Source organism: Microbacterium timonense (genome assembly GCF_900292075.1).
Taxonomy (GTDB): Bacteria; Actinomycetota; Actinomycetes; order Actinomycetales; family Microbacteriaceae; genus Microbacterium; species Microbacterium timonense.
On record NZ_OLMV01000002.1, the window covers coordinates 616,005 to 637,555 of the forward strand.

At 71.2% G+C, this 21,551-nt stretch carries 10 protein-coding genes; 5 read left to right on the forward strand and 5 right to left on the reverse strand.

Translation table 11 applies throughout. The features are described from left to right. Positions 1-82 precede the first annotated feature (82 nt). Positions 83-1,417, reverse strand: coding sequence for an ABC transporter substrate-binding protein (locus tag C9992_RS08670; RefSeq protein WP_106815161.1), 1,335 nt, complete (start codon positions 1,415-1,417; stop codon positions 83-85). A gap of 244 nt (positions 1,418-1,661) precedes the next feature. Here C9992_RS08670 and C9992_RS08675 point away from each other — a divergent pair, with 244 nt between their 5' ends. From C9992_RS08675 to C9992_RS08690, 4 genes are all read left to right on the forward strand, one after another. Beyond that, positions 1,662-3,683, forward strand: coding sequence for a glycoside hydrolase family 127 protein (locus tag C9992_RS08675; protein ID WP_106815162.1), 2,022 nt, complete (start codon positions 1,662-1,664; stop codon positions 3,681-3,683). Positions 3,684-3,688: 5 nt separating this feature from the next. Next, positions 3,689-4,945 carry a RuBisCO large subunit C-terminal-like domain-containing protein gene (locus C9992_RS08680; RefSeq protein WP_106815338.1) on the forward strand — a complete coding sequence of 419 codons (1,257 nt, stop codon included), beginning with the start codon at positions 3,689-3,691 and terminating at the stop codon, positions 4,943-4,945. Continuing rightward, positions 4,938-6,191 carry a four-carbon acid sugar kinase family protein gene (locus C9992_RS08685; protein WP_235008129.1) on the forward strand — a complete coding sequence of 418 codons (1,254 nt, stop codon included), beginning with the start codon at positions 4,938-4,940 and terminating at the stop codon, positions 6,189-6,191. The genes C9992_RS08680 and C9992_RS08685 overlap by 8 nt, the downstream gene beginning before the upstream one ends. A 63-nt stretch (positions 6,192-6,254) precedes the next feature. Beyond that, positions 6,255-8,594, forward strand: coding sequence for a transglycosylase domain-containing protein (locus tag C9992_RS08690; RefSeq protein WP_235008131.1), 2,340 nt, complete (start codon positions 6,255-6,257; stop codon positions 8,592-8,594). A gap of 56 nt (positions 8,595-8,650) precedes the next feature. On the opposite strand, the gene C9992_RS08695 is transcribed toward C9992_RS08690, so the two are convergent. Continuing rightward, positions 8,651-11,710, reverse strand: coding sequence for a glycoside hydrolase family 2 TIM barrel-domain containing protein (locus C9992_RS08695; RefSeq protein WP_235008133.1), 3,060 nt, complete (start codon positions 11,708-11,710; stop codon positions 8,651-8,653). A gap of 194 nt (positions 11,711-11,904) precedes the next feature. On the opposite strand from C9992_RS08695, the gene C9992_RS08700 reads away from it, so the two are divergent. Beyond that, a complete protein-coding gene (locus tag C9992_RS08700) occupies positions 11,905-14,754 on the forward strand; it encodes an FAD-binding and (Fe-S)-binding domain-containing protein (protein WP_200826268.1) in 2,850 nt (949 codons plus the stop codon). On the opposite strand, the gene C9992_RS08705 is transcribed toward C9992_RS08700, so the two are convergent. The 3 genes from C9992_RS08705 to C9992_RS08715 form a co-directional block, all read right to left on the reverse strand. Next, complete coding sequence (locus C9992_RS08705; protein ID WP_106815164.1) at positions 14,751-15,758, reverse strand: LacI family DNA-binding transcriptional regulator; 1,008 nt, start codon at positions 15,756-15,758, stop codon at positions 14,751-14,753. The genes C9992_RS08700 and C9992_RS08705 overlap by 4 nt on opposite strands. A 72-nt stretch (positions 15,759-15,830) precedes the next feature. Further along, the gene (locus C9992_RS08710; protein WP_106815165.1) at positions 15,831-18,668 is read right to left on the reverse strand and encodes an alpha-L-rhamnosidase; all 2,838 of its coding nucleotides are present in this window, start codon (positions 18,666-18,668) and stop codon (positions 15,831-15,833) included. 57 nt (positions 18,669-18,725) lie between these two features. Then, positions 18,726-21,413, reverse strand: a complete 2,688-nt coding sequence (locus C9992_RS08715; protein WP_160150853.1) for an alpha-L-rhamnosidase — start codon at positions 21,411-21,413, stop codon at positions 18,726-18,728. Between the last annotated feature and the right edge of the window lie 138 nt (positions 21,414-21,551).

Here is a 21,551-nt window from a genome sequence, read left to right on the forward strand (position 1 = left end):
GGATTTCTGGAGTGTGCCGGCCTCCCCCGAGCCTACGCGGGCTGGGCTCGCGAGGCCGTACGGGAAGGCCGGCACGGTGTCGTCACTTGTTGGCGTCGAGGCTCGCCTGGAGGTCGGCCATGTAGTCCTCGGGGCTCATCTGCCCCGTGGTCAGCAGCGTGACGTTGGTCGAGGCGAGGGAGTTGCTCTTCGGGTCGAACAGGGCCTCGAACCACAGCACGGTCTCATCGATGCCCTCGATGCGCTCCTGGATCTCGGCGGTGTTCTCCGAGATGTCGGTGACCTCGCCGTTGACCTTGAAACCCGAGATCACGCCCGCGTCCTGGAGCGCCTGCTGCCCGTAGTTCTCGGCGATGCAGCTGATCCAGTCCTGGACCTTGGGGCCGAACTGCTTGGCGTTGACGATCATCGGCGCGCCGGCGTTCGCGGGGTACTGGTCGATCGAGCCCTTGCCGCCGTCGACCGCCGGAAACGGCATGAAGCCCACGTTCTCGCCGCCGATCTCGTTGCGCTCCGGGTCGTTGATGGCGCTCAGCAGCCAGGTGCCGTCGTAGGTCATCGCCGCTTTGCCGGTGAGGAACATGTTCGAGGAGGTGTCGCCGTCGCGCGTCGAGAAGCCCTCGCCGAAGTAGCCGGCCTCAGCGAAGTCCGCGAGCGCCTGGGCGCCGGCGACGTACTCCGGGTCGGTGAGCTTCGCGTCGCCGTTCTGGATGTCGACCATCGCGTCGGGGCCGACGTTGCGGTAGATGTACATGCCCATGATGCGCGTGAGCGGCCAGCCGTTCGCACCCGCCTCGGTCATCGGCGTGATGCCCGCCTCCTGCAGCGTCGCGGCTGCGTCGACCAGGTCGTCCCACGTCTGGGGCTCTTCGATGCCGTTGTCGGCGAAGATCTGCTTGTTGTAGAAGATGCCCTCGATGTTGTACTGGTACGGCATCGAGAACATGCCGCCGTAGACCTGCTCGACGGTGGATGCCGCGGCCGGGAGCACGTTGTCCCACGTGCCGGCGTCCTCCAGAGCGGCCTTGAGGTCGCCGACCAGGCCCGCCTTGCCGAGGTCACCGTCGGGACGGATGAGCGCGGTGCCGGCGATCGTGTGCGTTGCCAGCGCGTTCTGGCTGGCCAGCAGCGTGACTTTCTGGACGACGTCGGCCTGCGCGACCTTCTGGTGCTCGATGGGCAGGGCCTCGTTCTCCGCCTTGCAGGCGCCCTCGGCGAGCGCGTCGAGCTCGTCCGACAGGACGGGGTTCTCGTTCGCCGTCATGATGGTGAACGCGTCGGGGTCCGTGCCGCCGGCGCCGCCGGCTGCCGAAGACCCCGAGTCGCCGCTGCCGCCGGCGCAGGCAGCCAGCGGCACGACCGCGGCGAGGGCGAGACCGAGCGCCGCGATGCGGCGACGGTTGCTGCGTGTGTTCATAGCGTCCTCCTTGACGACGACCATGCGGGTGAAAGGTACGAGCACGACAGTAGGCAGGAATTCGACGTGTGTCAACAGTCAGTACTGAAATTCTATTCACTTTGAGACGATTCAGTGGTTAGACTGCATTTCCATGCAGCGTTGCGAGAACTTTCAGCGCTGTCTAGTCTGACCGCATCGGTCCCTTGCTTGCCGCGACGCCGCGACCGGCACGAGACTGAACGCCACCCCGGAAGGAACCGCCATGACAGCCACGACCGCGACCCGGGCGCATGCCCGGCTGCGACCCCTCGGCGCCACGAGCGCCCGATGGGAGAGCGGCTTCTGGGGCGATGTCCACGATCGCACGCGCGACGTGACGATCCCCCAGATCTGGTCGTCGCTCTCCGACCCGGCCGTGAGCCCCGGACTGACCAACTTCCGGATCGCAGCCGGGCTCGCGCAGGGCGAGCACACCGGCCCGCCGTTCATGGACGGCGACTTCTACAAGTGGCTGGAAGCCGCCATCGCGCGCCTCGAGACCGACCCCGACCCCGAGCTCGCCGCGCGCATCGAAGAGGTCGCGCGGCTCATCGCGTCGGTGCAGCGCGAGGACGGCTACCTGCACACGCCCACGATCATCTCCACGCGCAACCACCAGGACGCGATCGAGCTGGCCGACCGCTTCAACTTCGAGACGTACAACCTGGGGCACCTCATCACCGCGGGGGTGCGGCACTACGAGGTCACCGGATCGACGACCCTGCTGGATGCGGCGCGCAAAGCCGCCGGCTTCCTCGAGGATCTCGCGACGAACAAGCCGCTCGAGCTGGCGCGCAGCGCGATCTGCCCGTCCCACTACATGGCGGTCATCGACCTGTACCGCGCGACAGGGGACGAGCAGTACCTCCGCCTCTCGGAGGCCTTCGTCCGCGTTCGCGACGACTTCGAAGGCGGCGACGACAACCAGGACCGCCTCCCGGTGCGCGAGCAGACGGTCGTGGCCGGTCACGCGGTGCGCGCGAACTATCTGTACGCGGGCTTGGCCGATCTGGTCGCCGAGACCGGCGACGAGGAGCTCGAGGCGGTGCTCGAGCGACTGTGGCGGGACGTCGTCGACACCAAGCTCTACATCACCGGCGGAGCCGGTGCGCTCTACGACGGGGCATCGCCCGACGGCTCGCCCTGGCAGGACCAGATCAGCCGCGTGCACCAGGCGTACGGGCGGGCGTACCAGCTGCCCCACACCACGGCGCACAACGAATCCTGCGCCAACATCGGTCTGATCCTCTGGGGCGAGCGGATGCTGTCGCTCACGGCGGACGCGGGCTACGCCGACGTCATCGAGCAGGTGGCCTTCAACAGCCTGCTCTCGAGCATCAGCCTGGCAGGATCCGAGTACTTCTATACCAACCCGCTGCGGCAGGTGCGCGAGCTCCCCTACCCGCTGCGCCGTCCGGGCGATACCGCCATCCACCCGACGCCGCCTCCGCCGCCGTCGGACGAGCGCCTGCGGGAGCCGTACCTCAGCTGCTTCTGCTGCCCGCCCAACATCGCCCGCACGCTCGCGCGATTCCACGAGCGCGCCGCCTCCCTCGGCGAGGACGGGCTCTACGTGCACCTGTACGGCGGCAGCAGGCTCGACGTCACCACCGATGACGGCCGTCGCCTGGCGTTGCGCGAGGACGGCGAGTACCCGTGGTCGGGGCGGCTGACGTTCACCGTGACCGACGCTTCGTCGAGTCGGTCGCTCAGCGGGAGCGCCGCGGGCAGCGGCATCCCCCTGCACCTGCGCGTGCCGGGCTGGTCGTCCGGAGCGACCCTCACCGTCAACGGCGAGCCGGTCGCGGTGAGCGCGCCGGGCACCTACACCCGTGTGGAGCGGGAGTGGACGGCGGGCGATGTGGTCGAGCTCACGCTGCCGATGCCGGTGCGGGTGCTGCGTGCCCATCGCCTCGCGGAGGAGGCGACCAACCAGGTCGCGGTCCGCCGCGGGCCGGTGGTGTACTGCATCGAGAGCGCGGATCTCCCGGAGGGAGTGGCCCTCGAGCAGGTCGCCGTGCGTCGCGGCGCGGCCTTCACCCCGGTCGAGGCCGAGATCGCCGGCCGTCGGGTGGTGGCGCTGGAGACCGACGCCGTCATCCTTCCCGGCGCCGACGACGACGCCCTGTACGACGACCTCGCCGACACCGAGCTCACGACGGCGCGCGTGCGCCTGGTCCCCTACTTCGCGTGGGGCAACCGCGGCGCCGGCGAGATGTCTGTCTGGCTTCCCCTGGTGTGGTGACGCACATGAATCCCCAGCACGTCACCGCGACCTACATCATCGAGACCTCGCTTCCGCTGCAGCACGCCGCGGAGGTGCTGGCCGGCGAGCAGTCCACCGGCACGTTCGTGCGCGTCGAGCGCGAGTCCGATGACCTGCGCGCCCGATTCGCCGCCCAGGTCGAGTCCCTCGACGAACTGCCGCTGACCGGCGCATCGCCCCTTCCCGGTGCGGTCGGCGACCCCGACCTCCGCCGCCGCGCGCGGCTGCGCCTGCGCTTCCCTCTCGACAACTTCGGTCCCTCGATGCCGAACCTCCTGGCCGCCGTGGCCGGCAACCTGTTCGAGATCAAGGAGCTGGCTGCCATCCGCCTCGTCGACCTCGAACTGCCGCCGGCGTTCACCGAGCGCTACTCCGGTCCCGCCTTCGGCGTCGAGGGGACGCGCCGCCTGGTCGGCCGCCCCGACGGCGCCATGATCGGCACGATCGTGAAACCCAGCATCGGGCTGGCACCGGCAGAGCTCGCCGAGGTCGTCGGAGAGCTGGCCGAAGCCGGCATCGACTTCATCAAGGACGACGAGCTGCAGGGCAACGGGCCGACCGCGCCGCTGGCGGCGCGGGTGGCCGCGGTCATGCCGGTGCTGGAGCGCTACGCCGACCGCCACGGGCGCAAACCCATGTACGCCTTCAACATCACCGACGACATCGGCCGCCTCGAAGCCAACCACGACCTGGTCGTGTCGGCGGGCGGCACGTGCGTCATGGCCTGCGTGAACCTCGTCGGCCTCGCGGGCCTGGAGTTCCTGCGCCGTCACAGCGAGGTGCCGATCCATGGGCACCGCGCCATGTTCGGGGCGTTCGGACGCTCGGAGCAGGTCGGGATAGGGTTCCGTGCGTGGCAGAAGCTCGCCCGCCTCGCCGGCGCCGACCACCTGCACACCAACGGCATCAGCAACAAGTTCTACGAGACGGACGACCAGGTGCTCGACTCCATCGCCGCCGTGCGCGAGCCGCTGCTCGGTCTGACGCCGACGGTCCCCGTGCTCTCATCCGGTCAGTGGGGCGGGCTCGCCCACGCCACCTACGCCGCGGTGGGGACCACGGACCTCCTGGTCCTCGCGGGCGGCGGCATCCACGGTCATCCCGACGGGGCGGCCGCGGGTGTGGCCAGCATGCGCGAGGCGTGGGCGTCTGCCGCCCGCGGCGAGAGCGTCGATGACGCGTTCGAGAAGTCTCCCGCGCTGCGCCGCGCCGCCGAGCTGTTCGGGCCGGTCCGTGTCTAGAGCCCGCGTCGCCTTCTACGGCGACGACTTCACCGGCAGCGTCGACGCGCTGCTGCAGTTCGCACGCCGCGGCTGGAGCGGGCGGCTGTTCACACGACTTCCGGATGCCGCCGCGCTGCGCCGCGCGGCCGAGCAGGTGGACGTCATCGGCGTGGCCGGGATCGCGCGCTCCCTGGCGCCCGACGAGATGGACGCCGAGCTGCGACCGGTCTTCGCCTCGTTCGCCGCGCTCGAGCCTCAGGTGGTGCAGTACAAGGCCTGCTCGACCGCGGACTCGGCTCCCCACGTGGGCAGCCTCGGGCGCGTGATCGAACTGGCCCGCGAGACGTTCGGCGAGCGCCCCGTGCCCATGCTCTTCGCGCAGCCGGACTTCGGGCGGTACACGCTCTTCGGCCACCACTTCGCGGCCGAGCAGGGCACGGTGTACCGGCTGGACCGCCAGCCCACGATGGCGCACCACCCGTCCACGCCCATGACGGAGTCCGACCTGGCGATGCATATCGGCGCGCAGACGACGCTGCGGATAGGGTCGATCCCCGTTGTCGCCTACGACGACCTTCCCGCGCTGCTGCGCGCCACGCCGCACGCGGCCGTCGTGCTCGACGCGCTGACCGACGACCACGTCGTCGCCGTCGGCCGAGCCCTCGCAGCACTGCCCGCCCCGGTCTTCGCGATCGGCTCCGGCGGCCTGTCGCACGGTGTCGCGGCCGCCTCCCCCGGCGACGGTCCGGCGGTGCCGTCGAGGTCGACATCGAGCGGGCCGGTGCTCGTCGTGTCGGGAAGCCGATCGGCCCAGACCCGCCGGCAGGCCGATGCCGCGGCGCGCGCCGGCTGGCTCGTGCGGCCTCTCCCCCTCCGCGACCCCGGCGTCGTGGTCGAGGAGGTCGTCGATGCGCTGCACACGGGGCGGGGCGTGGTGCTCACCTCCGACGATACGGACGTCGGGGCCGCCGGCGAGCGACCCGTTCTGGCGGCGATCGCCGAGTCCGCGGCATCCGTCGTCTCCGCGGCCGTGGGCGCCGACGCGACCCGGCGGGTGATCGTGTGCGGCGGCGACACGTCGAGCCGCGTCACGCGCCTGCTCGGCGTCGACTCGCTGTCGATCGCCGCCAACCCCTGGGGCAACGTCGTGCTGCTGCGCGCTCACGCCGCCGACCCACGGCTGGACGGCCTGGAGCTGCTGCTGAAGGGCGGCCAGGTCGGCGCCGACACCCTCTTCACCGATATCGCCGCGCTCGGCGCCTGAACACCTCTCGCGCCGACCGAGGCGGTCTGCGATGATGTGACCCACCGCACGAGGGAAGCTGTCGTGAAGCCGCCACCAGAGGTTTCTCCACTGGCACCGATCGGGCCCTATGCCCGCACGTTCGCCGGGGTCCTGGGTGGCTTGTTCGGCCTCGTGGCCCTCAGCGCGATCGCCGGACTGCTCGTCGTGGCTCCGCTCGCTCCCGTCCTCGCGCTCTCCGCACACGCAGCCGGCCGAGCGGTGTCGCTCTTCCACGGGCTGCCGAGCTATCTCGAGATCGACCGGCTCATGCTGCCCACGACCATCTATGCGCGCGACCCCGCGAGCGGACAGGATGTCGAGCTGACCTCGTTCTACGACCAGAACCGCGTGCCCGTGGAGTTCAGCCAGGTCGCTCCCGTCATGTACGACGCGATCCTGGCATCGGAGGACCCCCGCTACTACCAGCACGGCGGCATCGACATCTTCGGCACGACCCGCGCCCTGATCAAGAACGCGCAGGGAGGGTCGACCCAGGGCGGCTCATCGATCAGTCAGCAGTACGTCAAGAACGTGCTGGTGCAACGCTGCGAGCGCGACGCCGTGGCCACCCAGACGCAGACGCGCGATGAGGTGCTGCAGGCGTGCTGGCTCGACGCGACCCAGGCCAGCGGCGTGGACGGCTACGAGCGCAAGCTCCAGGAGATCCGCTATGCCGTGCAGATCGAGCAGGAGTACTCGAAGAACGACATCCTGCTGGGCTATCTCAACATCGCCAACTTCGGCGGCACCACGTACGGGATCGAGGCCGCTGCCCGCTATTACTTCAGCACGACCGCGGCCACCTTGACGCTCGGCCAGGCCGCGACGCTCGCGGGCATCGTGCAGAACCCCAACACGTTCCGCATCGATCGCGCCGGAGGATCGATCACGGGTGCCGACGGGACGATGTACAACAAGGCTGCCGACGGTTCGATCGACGACGTCACGCCGGGGACCCTCGCCGGTCTGGACACTCTGCTGGCCGACGGCACGATCAGCCGCGAGCAGTACCTCGCCGCCGGAGACGCCTACAGCGCCACCAAGGGACGGCAGCTCTACGTGCTGGACCGGATGCGGGAGGACGGGCGCATCACCGCTGACCAGTACGTCGCCGCCGCCATCGAACCGATCGTCCCGGCCCTGCAGCCGGCGCGAACGGGCTGCGCAGCGACGGCCGCGCCCTTCTTCTGCCAGTACGTCGTCAACACGGTGAGATTCGATCCGGACTACGCCAGCGCGTTCGGCGAGACCGCGCAGCAGCGCCGGCAGTCGCTGACGCGCGAGGGCCTGAACATCTACACGACCCTCGACTGGCGGCTGCAGAACGCCTCCCAGGACGCGATGCGACGGTATGCCCCCGAGGCGGTTCCCGGCATGGCCTTCGGCTCGGCGACGGTCAGCATCGAGGCCTCGACCGGGCGGATCCTCGCGATCAGCCAGAACAACCGGTTCACGGAGGATGCCGATCTGGCCGCCGGCGACCCCGTCTACACGTCGCTCGTCTACGCGGGAGACGCCGTGCACGGCGTCTCGGACGGCTTCCCGACCGGATCGACGTTCAAGCTGTTCACCCTCATCGACTGGCTCGAACAGGGGCATTCGCTGTCCGAGCGCGTCGACGGCAGCCTGCGCGCGATCCCGCGACTGCAGGATCGGTGCGAGGGCACGTGGATCAATCGCGAGAACCACGTGGTGCGCAACTTCGGAGGCGTTCAGGGGTACACCGGCACGCCTCTGCAGTTCACCGCGCAGTCGCTCAACAGCGGCTTTCTGGGCATGGCCGAGAAGCTCGACCTCTGCGACATCGAAGAGGTCGCGACGCGCATGGGGGTGACCCGCGGCACCGGCGACCCGGTCGACATCGACGGCGCGGCCGCGATCATCGGCACCAACAACATCGCCCCCATGGCGATGGCAGCCGCCTTCGCGACGGTCGCGAACAACGGCGTCCACTGCGTGCCGCGGATCATCGAGCGCGTCGTCAGCGCCGACGGTGAGGAGCTGCCCGTTCCGGGAAACCGGTGTGCGCCGGTGCTCAGCCCCGAGGTCGCGTCGGCGGCGGCCTTCGCGCTGCAGGGCGTCATGGCCCCGGGGGGAACGGGATCGGGCGGAAACCCCCACGACGGCACGCCTCTGCTCGGCAAGACGGGAACCCACGAGCAGCTCCAGACGTGGCTCGTGGAGTCCAGCACGCGGGTGACGACCGCAGTGTGGGTGGGTAACGCCGTCGGATCGGGCGACGTGTTCCGGGCCCGGTACAACGGGCGCCAGCTGTCGACGATCCGGCTGCCGATGGCCCGCGACATCCAGGCCGTGGCCGACGACCTGTACCCCGCAGGCCCGTTCCCGGCGCCTCCCGGCTCGCTCGTCGGGCGGCCGTAGCCCTGACATCACGCGCGTGCCGGTGCGGGCCGTGCGTCGCCGCCGCTGGGGCCGGGTCAGTGTGCCTCGAGGCGCACGCTCCACGAGGTGCTCTCGCGGGGCACGCGGTATCGCTCCGGGAGCGCCGGGCCGACGGATGCCGAACCCAGGCCCTGCTGCCGGTGATCGATGTTGAGCCAGACCCGGCCGGAGTCGACGAGTTCGTGCGGCTTGCCCGCGCGGTCGAGGTCCTGCGAGGTCCAGCGACGCGCCGTGAAGTCGAACTCGGGACGCCCCTCCACGCGGAGCGAGGGGATGCCGCGACCGGCCACCTCGAGCCAGCGTGTCTGCACGTGGTTGCCGTTCTCCTGCGGCACCGGGTACGGCACCTGCAGCTCATCGATCGTGCGTGCGAAACGCCCCAGACGCGATCCCTCGAAGGAGTCGACGTAGGTCTCCCCCGGTCCGCGCCCGAACCAGGTGACGCGGTCGGCGGCTTCCGGCAGAGCGAACAGCAGTCCCAGTCGCGGCACCGGGATGTCGCGATGCATGTAGGGCGTGTCGGTCCACGGACCGACGAAGTCGACATCCACGTCGAGCACGAGCCCGTCGCGGTCGGCGGTCCACGTCATGGCCCACTGCACACCGTGCGGGTGCGTCCGCGGCGCGGTGCGGCCCGCGACGCGCAGCCACCCTGCGCCGGCGGCGACGTCGTCCACCCGATGCAGCAGCCGGTGCAGCTGCGTCTTGCGCCACACCGCCGCGATGTCGTTGAGGTCGCCCTGGCCGTGGTCGTTCTCGGTCGGCGCGCGATACAGGTCGAGCACCGGCCCGTCGATCTCGAGGTCGCCCAGGCGGACGAGTCGTCCCGTCGCCGCGTCGAACCGGCCGGTGCCGAGCGCGATCTCTCCCGCGCGCGGGACACCGTCCGAGATCGCGACATCGCCCGGAGGGGCCGGGAGCGCGCGGCCCGCGGTGCCCGCGACGAGCTGCGGCGCCTCGGCCTCCGCCCTCGGCTCCGCCTTCACCTCCGGAGACGGCGGCACGTACTGCCCCCATGCGACCACGTGGCCGGCGGGAGCCCACAGCTCGTCCGACGCGAGCGCGGCTTCTACGGTCAGCACCACATCGCGCAGGACGGATGCCGCACCTCTCGGCGGCTCGTCGGCGCGGGCCGTCCGCGGCGCAACGGCTGCGGCTTCGGGCAGCGGCACCGTGAGCGACGCACCCGCCAAGATCGGCGGCACGTCCACCTCCCCCCGGGCGACCACCATGCCGTCCGACTCGACGGACCACCGGAAGACGAGCTCCGTCGTGTCGATTTGATGTCGCCTGTTCGTGATGCGCACCGCGTCGGGGGCGACGGCGATCGAGATCGGCTCGTGAGCCTTGGCCAGCTCGACGAGGCCAGGGGTCGGGGTGCGATCACTGAACACCAGCCCGTGCAGGCTGAAGCGCCCGCCCCGCGGCTCGTAGTCGACATCGTCGCCGTGCATGACGAACGGCACGCCGTCGTCGGTGACGGCGGTGAAGCCGTGGTCGATCCACTCCCACACGAACGCTCCGCACAGCCGGTCATGCGCGCGGATGATGCGCCAGTAGTCCTGCAACGAGCCGGGCCCGTTGCCCATCGCGTGGGCGTACTCGACGAGCAGGAACGGCAGGCCGCGGCGGCGCGACTCGTCGGCATCGGTGACGCCTTCGGGCAGCGGCTCCTGGTCGCCGTCGAAGACCATGCCGTGCATGCTGAGCCGGCCGCCGCGCGGCTCCTCGTGCCGGCCGATCTGCTCGAGCAGCTCCAGTGACGGGTACATGAGGGAGTAGAAGTCGGAGTCGCGGTAGCTCGGGTCACGCTCGTACAGCACAGCGCGGGAGGGGTCGCGGTCATCCAGCCACCGGCGCATGCGGCCGAATCCGTCGCCGGTCATGCTCTCGTTCGCGAGGGACCACACGACGACGCTCGGGTGGTTCTTGTCGCGCTCCACCGTGCGGCGCAGGCGGTCCATCACCGCGTCCTGCCACTCCGGCATCGCCGGCGGGTTGTGCATCCAGCCCTCGTAGATGAAGCCATGGGTCTCGAGGTCGACCTCGACGACGACCCACAGCCCGTACTCGTCGCACAGGCGCAGGAACTCCGGGTGCGGCGGGTAGTGACTGGTGCGCACCGCGTCGATGTTCGCGCGCTTCATCATCACGATGTCCTGGACCATCGTGTCGCGGTCGAGGGACCGTCCCCGCTCGGGGTGGTGCTCGTGCCGGTTCACGCCGCGGAAGGTCACCGGGCGCCCGTTCACCCTGAAGACGCCGTCCACGATCTCGACGCGCCGGAAGCCGACCGCCAGCTCGACGGTCTCGCCGTCGGAGCGCAGCGTGCCGCGGTACAGGCGAGGCCGTTCCGCGCTCCACGGCTCCACGGGAACAGTCACGGTCCGACCCGCGGGCACGTGGACGCCGAGCTCGGGGATGTCGACGACAGCAGAGATCGAGGCATCCACCCGCAACGATCCGAGGCCGGACGCGGCGTCGTAGTCGGCGTGGACGAAGTGGTCGTCGATGGCACCGTCGGGCCGCGCGAGGAGCTCCACGTCCCGGAAGATGCCGGGGAGCCACCACATGTCCTGATCCTCGAGGTACGTCCCCGCCGACCACCGGTGCACCCTCACGCACAGCACGTTGCGGCCGGCATGAACCGGTGCGTCGAACTCGAACGGCAGTCGGCTTCCGGTCGACCAGCCCAGCTCCTGCCCGTTGAGCCACACCTTCGCGCAGGAGTCCACGCCCTGGAAGCGCAGGACGGCGGGACCGAAGTCCGCGGGCACGTCGAAGACCAGCCGGTAGTCGCCCGTGGGGTTCTCCGTCGAGACCCGCGGCGCGTCGAGCGGGATCGGGTACGCCGTGTTCGTGTAGAGCGGACCCTCTTCGGTGCCCAGCATGCGGCGCACCGGTCCCCCGGCGAGCGGGGTGAACTCCTCCAGCACCCAGTGCGAGGGCACGCGCATGACGTCCCAAGTGGAGTCGTCGAAGTCGGCGGAGAGGAACGCCGTGCCGGTGCCCGCGGCAGTGGGGGCCAGACGGAACCGCCAGGTGCCGTTCAGGCTGTGCACCGGCGCGTCGCTGCGAGCATCGGCCCGAGGCATGCGTCGTCCCGCCCCGGGCGACGTGCTCTCCCAATACCGCTCGTCGGCCACCTTCGGAGCCCCAGACGCGGCCGCCCCCGACGCTCGCGCACTGGAAGAGACGGGCGCCGACGGGGTAGTCTGCATGTCCATAGGAGCTTGCATATCCATTCTCTTGTGAATGTGGTTGCAGTCTAGCTCAGCGAGGAGTTCCCATGCCAAGAAGCGCGGACGCCGAAGAGCCCACGTCGACGCCGGCGCGCGTTCCCGAGGCCATCGCACGCACGATGGCCGAGGCATCCCGCGTCAAGGTCCGAGCCATCGACCGAGTGGCGTATGCGAGCGACGCGTCGCACTTCCTCCTCACCCCTCAAGCCGTGCTGGTCGCCGCCGACGCCGCGGAGGTGGGCCGCCTCATGCGCGAGGCCGGCGGCGCCGGTGCGACGCTCACGTTCCGCTCCGGCGGCACCAGCCTCTCCGGCCAGGCATCCACCGAGGGGATCCTCGTCGACGTACGGCAGCGGTTCCGGCGGATCGACGTCCTCGACGACGGTCGTCGCGTGCGCGTGCAGCCGGGCGCGACGGTGCGCCAGGTCAACGCCCGCCTCGCACGGTACGGCTATCGGCTGGGGCCGGATCCGGCGAGCGAACTGGCCTGCACCATCGGCGGGGTGGTCAACAACAACTCCAGCGGCATGGCGTGCGGGGTCACCGAGAACACGTACCGCACACTCGAGTCCCTCGTGTTCGTGCTTGCGTCGGGCACGGTCGTCGACTCCGGTGCCGTCGATGCCGACGCGGCCCTCACCGCCGCCGAGCCGACCCTCGTCCAGGCGCTGATGCGCCTGCGCGAGCGGGTGGTCTCCGATCCCCGGTCGGTCGAGATCATCCGGCGCCAGTTCGCGATGAAGAACACGATGGGCTACGCCATCAACGCGTTCCTCGACTTCGACTCGCCCGCGCAGCTGCTCGCCCACCTGGTGGTCGGCAGCGAGGGCACCCTCGCCTTCGTCGCCGAGGCGACGTATCGCACCGTCCCGGTGCTCCCCCGGGCGGCAACGGCGCTCACCGTGTTCCCCGACCTGGATGCCGCGACGCAGGCGCTGCCCGACCTCGTCGCCACGGGTGCCGCCACGCTGGAGCTGATGGATGCCACCTCGCTGCGCGTCGGCCAGTCCCTCGCCGCTGCGCCCCGGAAGATCGCCGGTCTCGCGGTGCACGACCATGCGGCGCTCCTGGTGGAGTACGAGGCGCACGACGACGACGAGCTCGCGGCCCTCGTCGCACGCGGCTCGCGCATGCTCGGCACGCTGCCGCTCGAGACGGCCGCCGCGTTCTCGTCCGACCCCGGCGAGCGCGCCGCCGCGTGGAAGCTGCGCAAAGGCCTGTACGCCTCCGTCGCAGGTGCGCGTCCCGCCGGCACCACGGCGCTCCTCGAAGACGTCGTGGTCCCGGTCGAGCGACTGGCCGGAACATGCGGCAGCCTGCAGCGGCTCTTCGAGCGGTACGCCTACGACGACAGCGTGATCTTCGGGCACGCCAAGGACGGCAACATCCACTTCATGCTGATCGACCGGTTCGAGTCGTCCGAGCAGCTGGCCCGCTACTCGGCGTTCACCGAAGACATGGTCGACCTCGTGCTCGACGCGGGTGGCAACCTCAAGGCCGAGCACGGCACCGGCCGCGTCATGGCGCCGTACGTGAGGCGGCAGTACGGAGACGAGCTCTACGAGGTGATGCGCGCACTCAAGCACCTCTGCGATCCGGGCGGCATCCTCAATCCCGGCGTCATCATCGACGACGATCCTCAGGCGCACCTGCGGCACATCAAGCTCGCCGACCCGATCGAGCCCGAAGCCGACCGCTGCGTCGAGTGCGGGTACTGCGAGCCGGTCTGCCCCAGCAAGGACCTCACTCTCACCCCGCGTCAGCGCATCGTCACGCGGCGCGCGATCGCCAGGGCCGAGGCATCCGGGGATCACGCGCTCGTCGCCGAGCTGGAGCGCGACTACGAGTACGCCGGCGTCGACACGTGCGCTGTCGACGGCATGTGTCAGACCGCGTGCCCCGTGCTGATCAACACCGGGAGCCTGGTGAAAAGACTTCGACGGGAGCGGGCGAGTGGGCCGGCCGGCGCGGCGTGGACCGGCGCGGCGCGCGCGTGGGGCGCCGCCACGCGTGCTGCGAGCGCGGGCCTGACGCTCGCCGACCGAGTTCCGGCCGGACTGGTGACCGCCGCCACCGACGTCGGGCGGGCGATCCTCGGCGCAGACACCGTTCCGCGCTACGCCGCCGACCTCCCTCGAGGTGGCCGCGCGCGATCGCGCCTGGGGGCCGAGGTGGGATCCGGCGATGCCGCGCCGGTCGCCGTGTACCTGCCGGCGTGCGTCAATGCGATGTTCGGGCCCGCCGGCGGCGGTATCGGCGTGACGGAGGCCTTCCGCCGGCTGGCAGAGCGCGCCGAGGTCCGGCTGGTCGTGCCGGAGGATGTCGATTCGCTGTGCTGCAGCACGCCGTGGACCTCCAAGGGATTCGCCGCCGGGCGCGAGGTCATGGCACAGCGCGTGGCCGCGTCGCTCGTCGACGCGTCCGGTGAGGGCGAGCTGACGATCGTGACGGATGCCTCGAGCTGCACGGAGGGCTTCATCCACCTGCTCGCGGACGCCGGGGTGGCGACGCGGGTCGAGGATGCCGTGGCTTTCACCGAGCGCGTGCTGCTGCCCCGGCTGGGGCCGGTCTCGGCGATCATCTCGTCGCTGGCGCTGCACCCGACGTGCTCGTCCACGCAGCTCGGGCTCGACGGATCGCTGCGGCGGGTCGCCGGGGTGGTCGCCACGGAGGTGATGGTGCCGGATGCCTGGTCATGCTGCGGCTTCGCCGGCGATCGGGGGATGCTGCATCCCGAGCTCACCGCGTCGGCGACGGCGGCCGAGGCAGCCGAGGTGCGCGCGCTGGGCGCGCAGGCGCACGCGTCGTGCAACCGTACGTGCGAGCTGGGCATGACCCGCGCGACCGGCTCCGACTACCGCCACATCCTCGAACTGCTCGAGGAGGCCACCCGCTAGCCCGCGGTGGACTCGCGCACGACGAGCTCGGGCTGGAAACGCACGGTGCGCTCGTGCGCGCCGTCGGGCTCGTCCAGCTCCTTCAGCAGCAGGTCCACGGCGGTGTAGCCGATCAGGTGCGCCGGCTGCCGCACGGAGCTCAGCGGCACGACGGTCGCGGAGGCGAAGTCGATGTCGTCGTACCCGATGATCGCGATGTCGCGCGGCACCTGCACGTCCGACATCAGGGTGAACGCCTGCAGGGCGCCGACCGCAAGCAGGTCGTTGGCGGCGAACACCGCGTCCGGTCGCTCGCTCCCCGCCCGCGCTCGCAGCAGTTCGCCGGCCTCACGCCCCTGCAGCACCGACAGCGCCGACATCTCGATCACCTCGAGCGAGGCGCCGTCCACTTCCGCGACGGCCCGGCGCGCGCCCTCCAACCGGTCGGCCACCTGCCGGATCGTGCTCGGCCCGGCGATGTACGCGATCCGGCGCCGACCGGTCGACAGCAGGTGCGAGACGGCGAGGTACCCGCCCTGCACGTCGTCCACCGACACCGAGGCGAATTCGCGCCCGGCGTCCTCGTGGTCCACGAGCACGACCGGCACGCCACCGCTGCGAAGGCGCTCCAGGCGCGCGAGATCAGCGCCCACCGGGGTGACCAGCACGCCGTTGACCCGCTGCTCACGGAACAGCTCCAGGTACGCGTCCTCGCGGTCCGCGCGTTCGTCGCTGTTGCCCAGCAGCACGCTCATGCCCGACTCCGCGGCGCGGTCCTCGGCCCCGCGCGCGACCTCGGCGAAGAACGGGTTGCCGGCGTCGAGCACGATCAGGGCGATGCTGCGGCTGCGTCCGGCACGCAGCTGCCGCGCGGCGTCATTGCGCACGAAGCCGAGCTCCTCGATCGCCTGGGTGACGCGCTCGACCGTCGCCGGCGACACCTTCTCGGGCCGGTTCAGGACGTTCGAGACCGTTCCGACCGAGACGGATGCCGCGGCCGCGACGTCCCGCACGCTCACCACCATGACGGCCTCCCGGTTCCCATCCGCTGTCCGCGAGTGTAGGGCACCTCGGCCGCGGAGCCCGGCTGTTCGGCGTCAGGCATCCACTGCCGCCGCCTCGCGCTCGGCGGAGAGGGCGCCGAGACGTTCGGCGATCTGCCGTTGCGTGTCGGGTCCGGCGTGCATGAACAGCGCCTCTCCCAGCTCCCGACCGGGGCTCCATCTGGTCGTCGTGCGGAACGCCCGTGCCGCCTCAGGGTCGGCCGCCTCGAGCACCTCGCCGATCGCCTGGTACGCCTCGAGGTCGTCGATGATCTCGGCGAGCGTCGACTCCAGCCCCACGCGGGCGGCGCCGCCGTGACCGTCGAGGGCGGCGGCCGCGGCATCCACCTCCCACTCGTAGGTCCCCGAGCCGACTTCGAACTCGCGGCCGTCGGGCAGCGCCACGACAGCCGTCGTGTTCGGCGGCACGATGGCCTCGACCCGCACGACGTCGCCCCGACGCGACCATCCGGAGCGCGCGCGGCCGTAGGGCGTGAGGTGCTCCGCCCACGCGTGGTCGAATCCGGTGAGCGGGCGCGGTTGGATGCGCAGCCGCTGATATCCCGCCACCTCGGGTGCCAGCCCGGCGACGACGCGGTGCAGCCAGTCCCCGATCGCACCCAGGGCGTAGTGGTTGAACGACGTCATCTCCCCGGGGTTGATGGAGCCGTCGGGCAGCATGGAGTCCCAGCGCTCCCAGATCGTGGTGGCCCCCATCGTGACGGGGTACAGCCATGACGGGCTCTCGGTCTGCACGAGCAGTCGCCGCGCGGTCTCGAGGTGCCCGGTGCGGGTGAGGGCGTCTTGAATGATCGGCGTGCCGACGAATCCGGTGCCGATGCGGTAGCCCGATAGCCGTGTGAGCTCGGCCAGCCGCGCACCGAGCGCGTCGTGCCGGTCGGCCGGGGCGATGTCGAACACGATCGCCATGGCGTACGCGGTCTGCGCGTCCGACATCATCCGCCCGGCGGGTGTCACGTACTCCTCGAGGAAGGCGGCGCGCACCTCCTCGGCCACCTCGCGGTACGCTCGCGCCTCGTCGTCCTTGCCGAGCAGCGCCGCGGCGCGGGCGACGGCGTCGGCCGATCGGAACAGGTACGCCGAGGCGACGATGTCGGCATCCGTCTTGGCGTTCGCGGGAAGGTGCGGCGGCGCGTCGGGGTCGAGCCAGTCGCCGAACTGGAACATGCCCTCCCACAGCCGCCGGGGGCCGGCGAGGCGGATGAGCACGTCGGCCCAGTCCTTCATGCTCGGGTACTGGCGCTCGACGGTGGCGCGGTCGGCGTAGCGCTCGTGGAGGACCCACGGCACGACGGTGGCCGCATCGCCCCACGCCGCAGCCGGGCGGGCCTGCCCCAGTGCGTTGGGTACCACGAACGGCACGACGCCGTCGACCTGCTCCAGGGCGAGGTCGCGCAGCCACGAGTCGAGGAACCCCCGCACGTCGTAGAGGAACGACGCCGTCGGGGCGAAGACCTGGATGTCGCCCGTCCACCCCAGGCGCTCGTCGCGCTGCGGGCAGTCGGTGGGCAGGTAGAGGAAGTTGCCTCGCAAACCCCACACGATGTTCTCGTGGAGCCGGTTGACGAGCGGATGGGATGCCTCGAACCAGCCGGTGCGCTCCATATCGCTGTGGATCACGACGGCGGTCACCGCGGCGGGGTCGAACTCGCCCGGCCACCCGCTCACCTCGGCGTACCGGAAGCCGTGGAACGTGAACTCGGGCTCCCACTCCTCGCTGCCCTCACCGGACAGTGTGTAGTGGTCGGTCGCGGCGGCGGCGCGAAGGGGGCGGGTGCCGAGTTCGCCGTGCTCGAGCACTTCGGCATGGCGGAGGGTGATCACGGTGCCCGCTGGGCCCGACACGCGCAGACGCAGCCGCCCGACGAGGTTCTGCCCGAAGTCCAGCACCGTCTTGCCGCTCGGGGTGGTGATGACCTCTTCCACCGTGAGCTCGTCCAGGCGTCGCACGAACGGCGACACCCGGGCCTCGGGCGTGCGGATCGGCTCCCGCTCGGCGACCGGCTGCCAGTCGCCGGCGTCGTACCCGGGCTCGGAGAACGACCGGCCCGCCGCGTCGACGAGGGCGAGCCGGGCGTCGTAGTCCTCGCCCGCGTAGAGCCCGCTGGCGGTGAGCGGTCCGGTCGACGCCTGCCACGAGGCATCCGTCCGCACCCACTGACTGGACCCGTCGGCGTAGTCGATCAGCAGCTGCCCGGCGAAACGGGGTTGGTCGCCGTACAGCGGCCGCGCGCTGTCGCGGAAGCCGAAGCGCTCTGTCGCCCACGCTCCGGCGAGCCGGACGCCGATCGCGTTGCGGCCGGGCGAGAGCAGTGCCGTCACGTCGGTCGTCTCGTGGATGGTGCGCTGCTCATAGGGCGTCCAGCCGGGCTTCATCACCTGGTCGTCGACGTCGACGCCGTCGATGGCGACCTGGTACACGCCGACGGCCGTCGCGTACAGCGTCGCCCGGGCCACCTCGCCGGTCACGTCGAACTCCGCGCGCAGGTACGCCGGCTGCGCGGTACGCGCCGGTGCCGCCAGCCCGATCGCCGTGGCGCTCCACTCGCCGTCGCCGAGGAAGCCGGCCACGACGCGGCGGGCGGCGCTCCACTGGCCCGCCACGCCGTCGCTGCCGGTGACCCGAACCCGCAGCGACACCTCTTCGCGCGGCTGCAGGGGCGCGAAGGGCCAGGCGACGCGCGTGGATTCGCGCCCCTCGATGCGATGCGTCCGGATGCCGTCCGCGCGGGTGACCTCGATCTCGGCGGAGGCCTGCAGCCAGTCGGCGGCTGCTGTCTCGGTACGCCAGCCCAGCTCGGGCGTGGGCGAGGCGACGACGTCGCTGCGGTACGGCGCGTCGATGACGATGGTGGGAAGGGGGCTGCTCATGTCACTCCTCTGTGGTGGTGCAGCGGTCTGCGGTCGATGCGCTGACGGATGCCGGGATCAGGCCGGCACGACAGCCGCGGGTCGCGCGACGGCGGGTGCCGTCACGACCACATGATGTGTGCCGTGGCGGAGCTCGGCCGGCGCAGGAGCGCCGTCGACGGTGACCTCCGAATCGGCGGTCGCCGGCAGGTCCAGCAGCGCGCGCGACCCGAACGGCACCTCGAGCGTGGCCTCGAAGACGCCGTCGACGACCTCCCAGTCGATGGCCAGGCGGCCCTGCGGGGTCTGGATCGACGCGGCGGCACGGTCCAGGCCCATCGCCGGTCGCGGCGCCACATGCACCGTGCGGTAGCCCGGGTCGTCGGCATCCGGCGCGAATCCCGCCACGGTGCGGTAGACCCAGTCGATCATGGCGCCGTAGGCGTAGTGGTTGAACGAGAGCATGCCGGTGTCGTCCTCGGAGGCGTCCTCGGTGGGGAGGGCGTCCATCGCGCCGGAGTGGATGCTGCCGTCGGGCAGGATCGCGTCCCAGCGCTCCCACACCGTGGTCGCGCCACGGTCCACCTGATAGAGCCACGAGGGAGCCTCGCGTCGCAGCAGCATGAGGAACGCCTCGTCGAGGTAGCCGTTGTGCGACAGGGCGAAGAGCACGAGCGGAGTGCCGAGGAACCCGGTCGCGATGCGCCCGTTCTCGCGGCGCACGTTCTCCGCGAGGCCCGCGGCGATCTCGACGCGTCGCTCCTCGGGCGCCAATCCGAACTCGAGCGCGATCGCCGCGCCGCTCTGGGTGAGGACGGCGTCCTCGCCCCACCGCTCGAACGTCGCGGCGCCCACGCGGTCGGCGAGCGCGTCGTATTCGGCAGCGCTGGCGGGGTCGCCGAGGATGCGCTCGGCCCGGGCGAGGAGCCGCGCGGAGTGCGCGTAGAACGCGTTCGCGACGAAGTCGCTCGACACCTTCGCCTTCCACGGCTGGTCGCCGGGCGCGTCGGGGTCCAGCCAGTCGCCGTACTGGAAGTCATCCTGCCCGAGCACGATGTCATCGCCGGCGCGCCGGCGCAGGTGCTCGACCCAGCGGCGCATGCTGTCACGCTGTCGTGTCAGCACCTCCGTGGACCCGTAGGACTCGTAGACCGCCAGCGGCACGATGGTGGCGGCATCAGCCCACCCGGCCCGGCCCATGTTCGGTGTCTGGACCCCTCCCATCAGCATGTCCTGCGGGCGGATGATGTCGGGCACGACCGAGGGCACCCCACCCTCGTCGGTCTGGTCGATCTCGAGGTCGTGCAGCCACGACAGCCAGAAGGCCTCGGCATCCATGAGGGTGTTCGCGGTGGCGGCGAACGCCTGTGCGTCGCCGGTCCATCCCAGCCGCTCGTCGCGCTGCGGGCAGTCGGTGGGGACGGAGACGAAGTTGTCGCGCTGCGACCAGAACACGTTCGAGTGGAACCGGTCCAGCGCCTCATGCGACGAGCGGAACGTGCTGCGGGGCGCGAGATCGCTGGAGATCGCGATCGCCGTGGCCGAGACCACCTCCCCGCCGTCGACCTCGGCGTAGCGGAAGCCGTGGAACGTGAATGCGGGCTCGAGGAGGTGCTCGCCGTCGCGGTCGAGGGTGTAGACGTCGGTCGCCTTCGCCGAACGCAGCGCCTTGACGTGCAGATCGCCCGAGGGCTCCAGCACCTCGGCGTGACGAACGGTCACGACGTCGCCGGCGCGCCCCCGTACCGCCAGGCGCACCCAGCCCGAGATGTTCTGCCCGCCGTCCAGACGCGTGCGGCCGCCGTGCGCGGTGGCCGTCATCGGCAGTTCTGCGACGACGCGCACCGGGGGCGCGGAGCGCGGCTCGAATCGCACGAGATCGACGTCCACGACGGATGCCGCGACCCACGCATCGTTCGCGAACCCGGGCTCGTGCACGGCCGGGTCGTGGAGGCGCAGGTCGGTGGCCGTGCCGTCGTAGATGCTGGCGCTGCGGAGTGCGCCGAATCCGGCGCGCCACGAGGCATCCGTCTTCGCCACCACCTCGCCATCGGCTTCGAGCTGTGCGAGCGCGCCGGTGCGCTCGCCGTAGATGGCCTGGCGGCGCGCGAACCCGAAGCTGCCGCGGTACCACCCGTCGGCCACGGCCAGCACGATGACGTTCACGCCCGGGCGCAGCGACGACGTCACGTCCAGCGTGTCCACGAGGATGCGCGCCTGATACGACGTCCAGCCCGGCGTGAGGTAGGCGTCGGTGGCGCGGACGCCGTTGATCCACGCGTCGACGAGGCCCAGGGCGCTCAGCCGGAGGCGGGCCGCGCGCGGCGCGGAAGCGAGCTCGAATTCGGTGCGCAGCAGCGGCACCGGACCGTCGGCGGGCGTGTCCGTGCCGATGACGGATGCTTCGAGCTCGCTGCCGTCGACACCGGCCTCGACCACGAGCGGCGCGCTCCACGGGCTCCAGCCGTTCGTCGTCGCGACCCGCACGGCGAACGCCCGGCGCTCGCGCGGGGCGAGCGCTTCGGGGACGGCGACGCCGACCGTGCGCGGGTCGGCGACCGGATCCGCGGCGACCGGCTCTTCGCCCTCGGGGCCGGACGCGAGCTGGTACCCCAGGAGGCGCGCGGAGGGGTCGTCGCTCTCGGCGCTCCAGCTCAGTCGCAGTCCGGTGCGGGGCAGGCCCAGAAGGCCTGCGCCGTGCTGAGTCCGCAGTGCCGTCACGCGCGTGACGTCGTCTTCTGCGTCGGGAAGGGGGAGCGCCGTCATGGCCGAGTCCTTTCGCCGGGCGGCGGCCTTGCCGACCCGTCCGACCATCGTGAAACGATTCATGGTCCGATGTCAACTGTCGTGTAGACCGTTATACGATCGTGACGGCCCGATTCCGACCGACTGTTGACCCCGGCG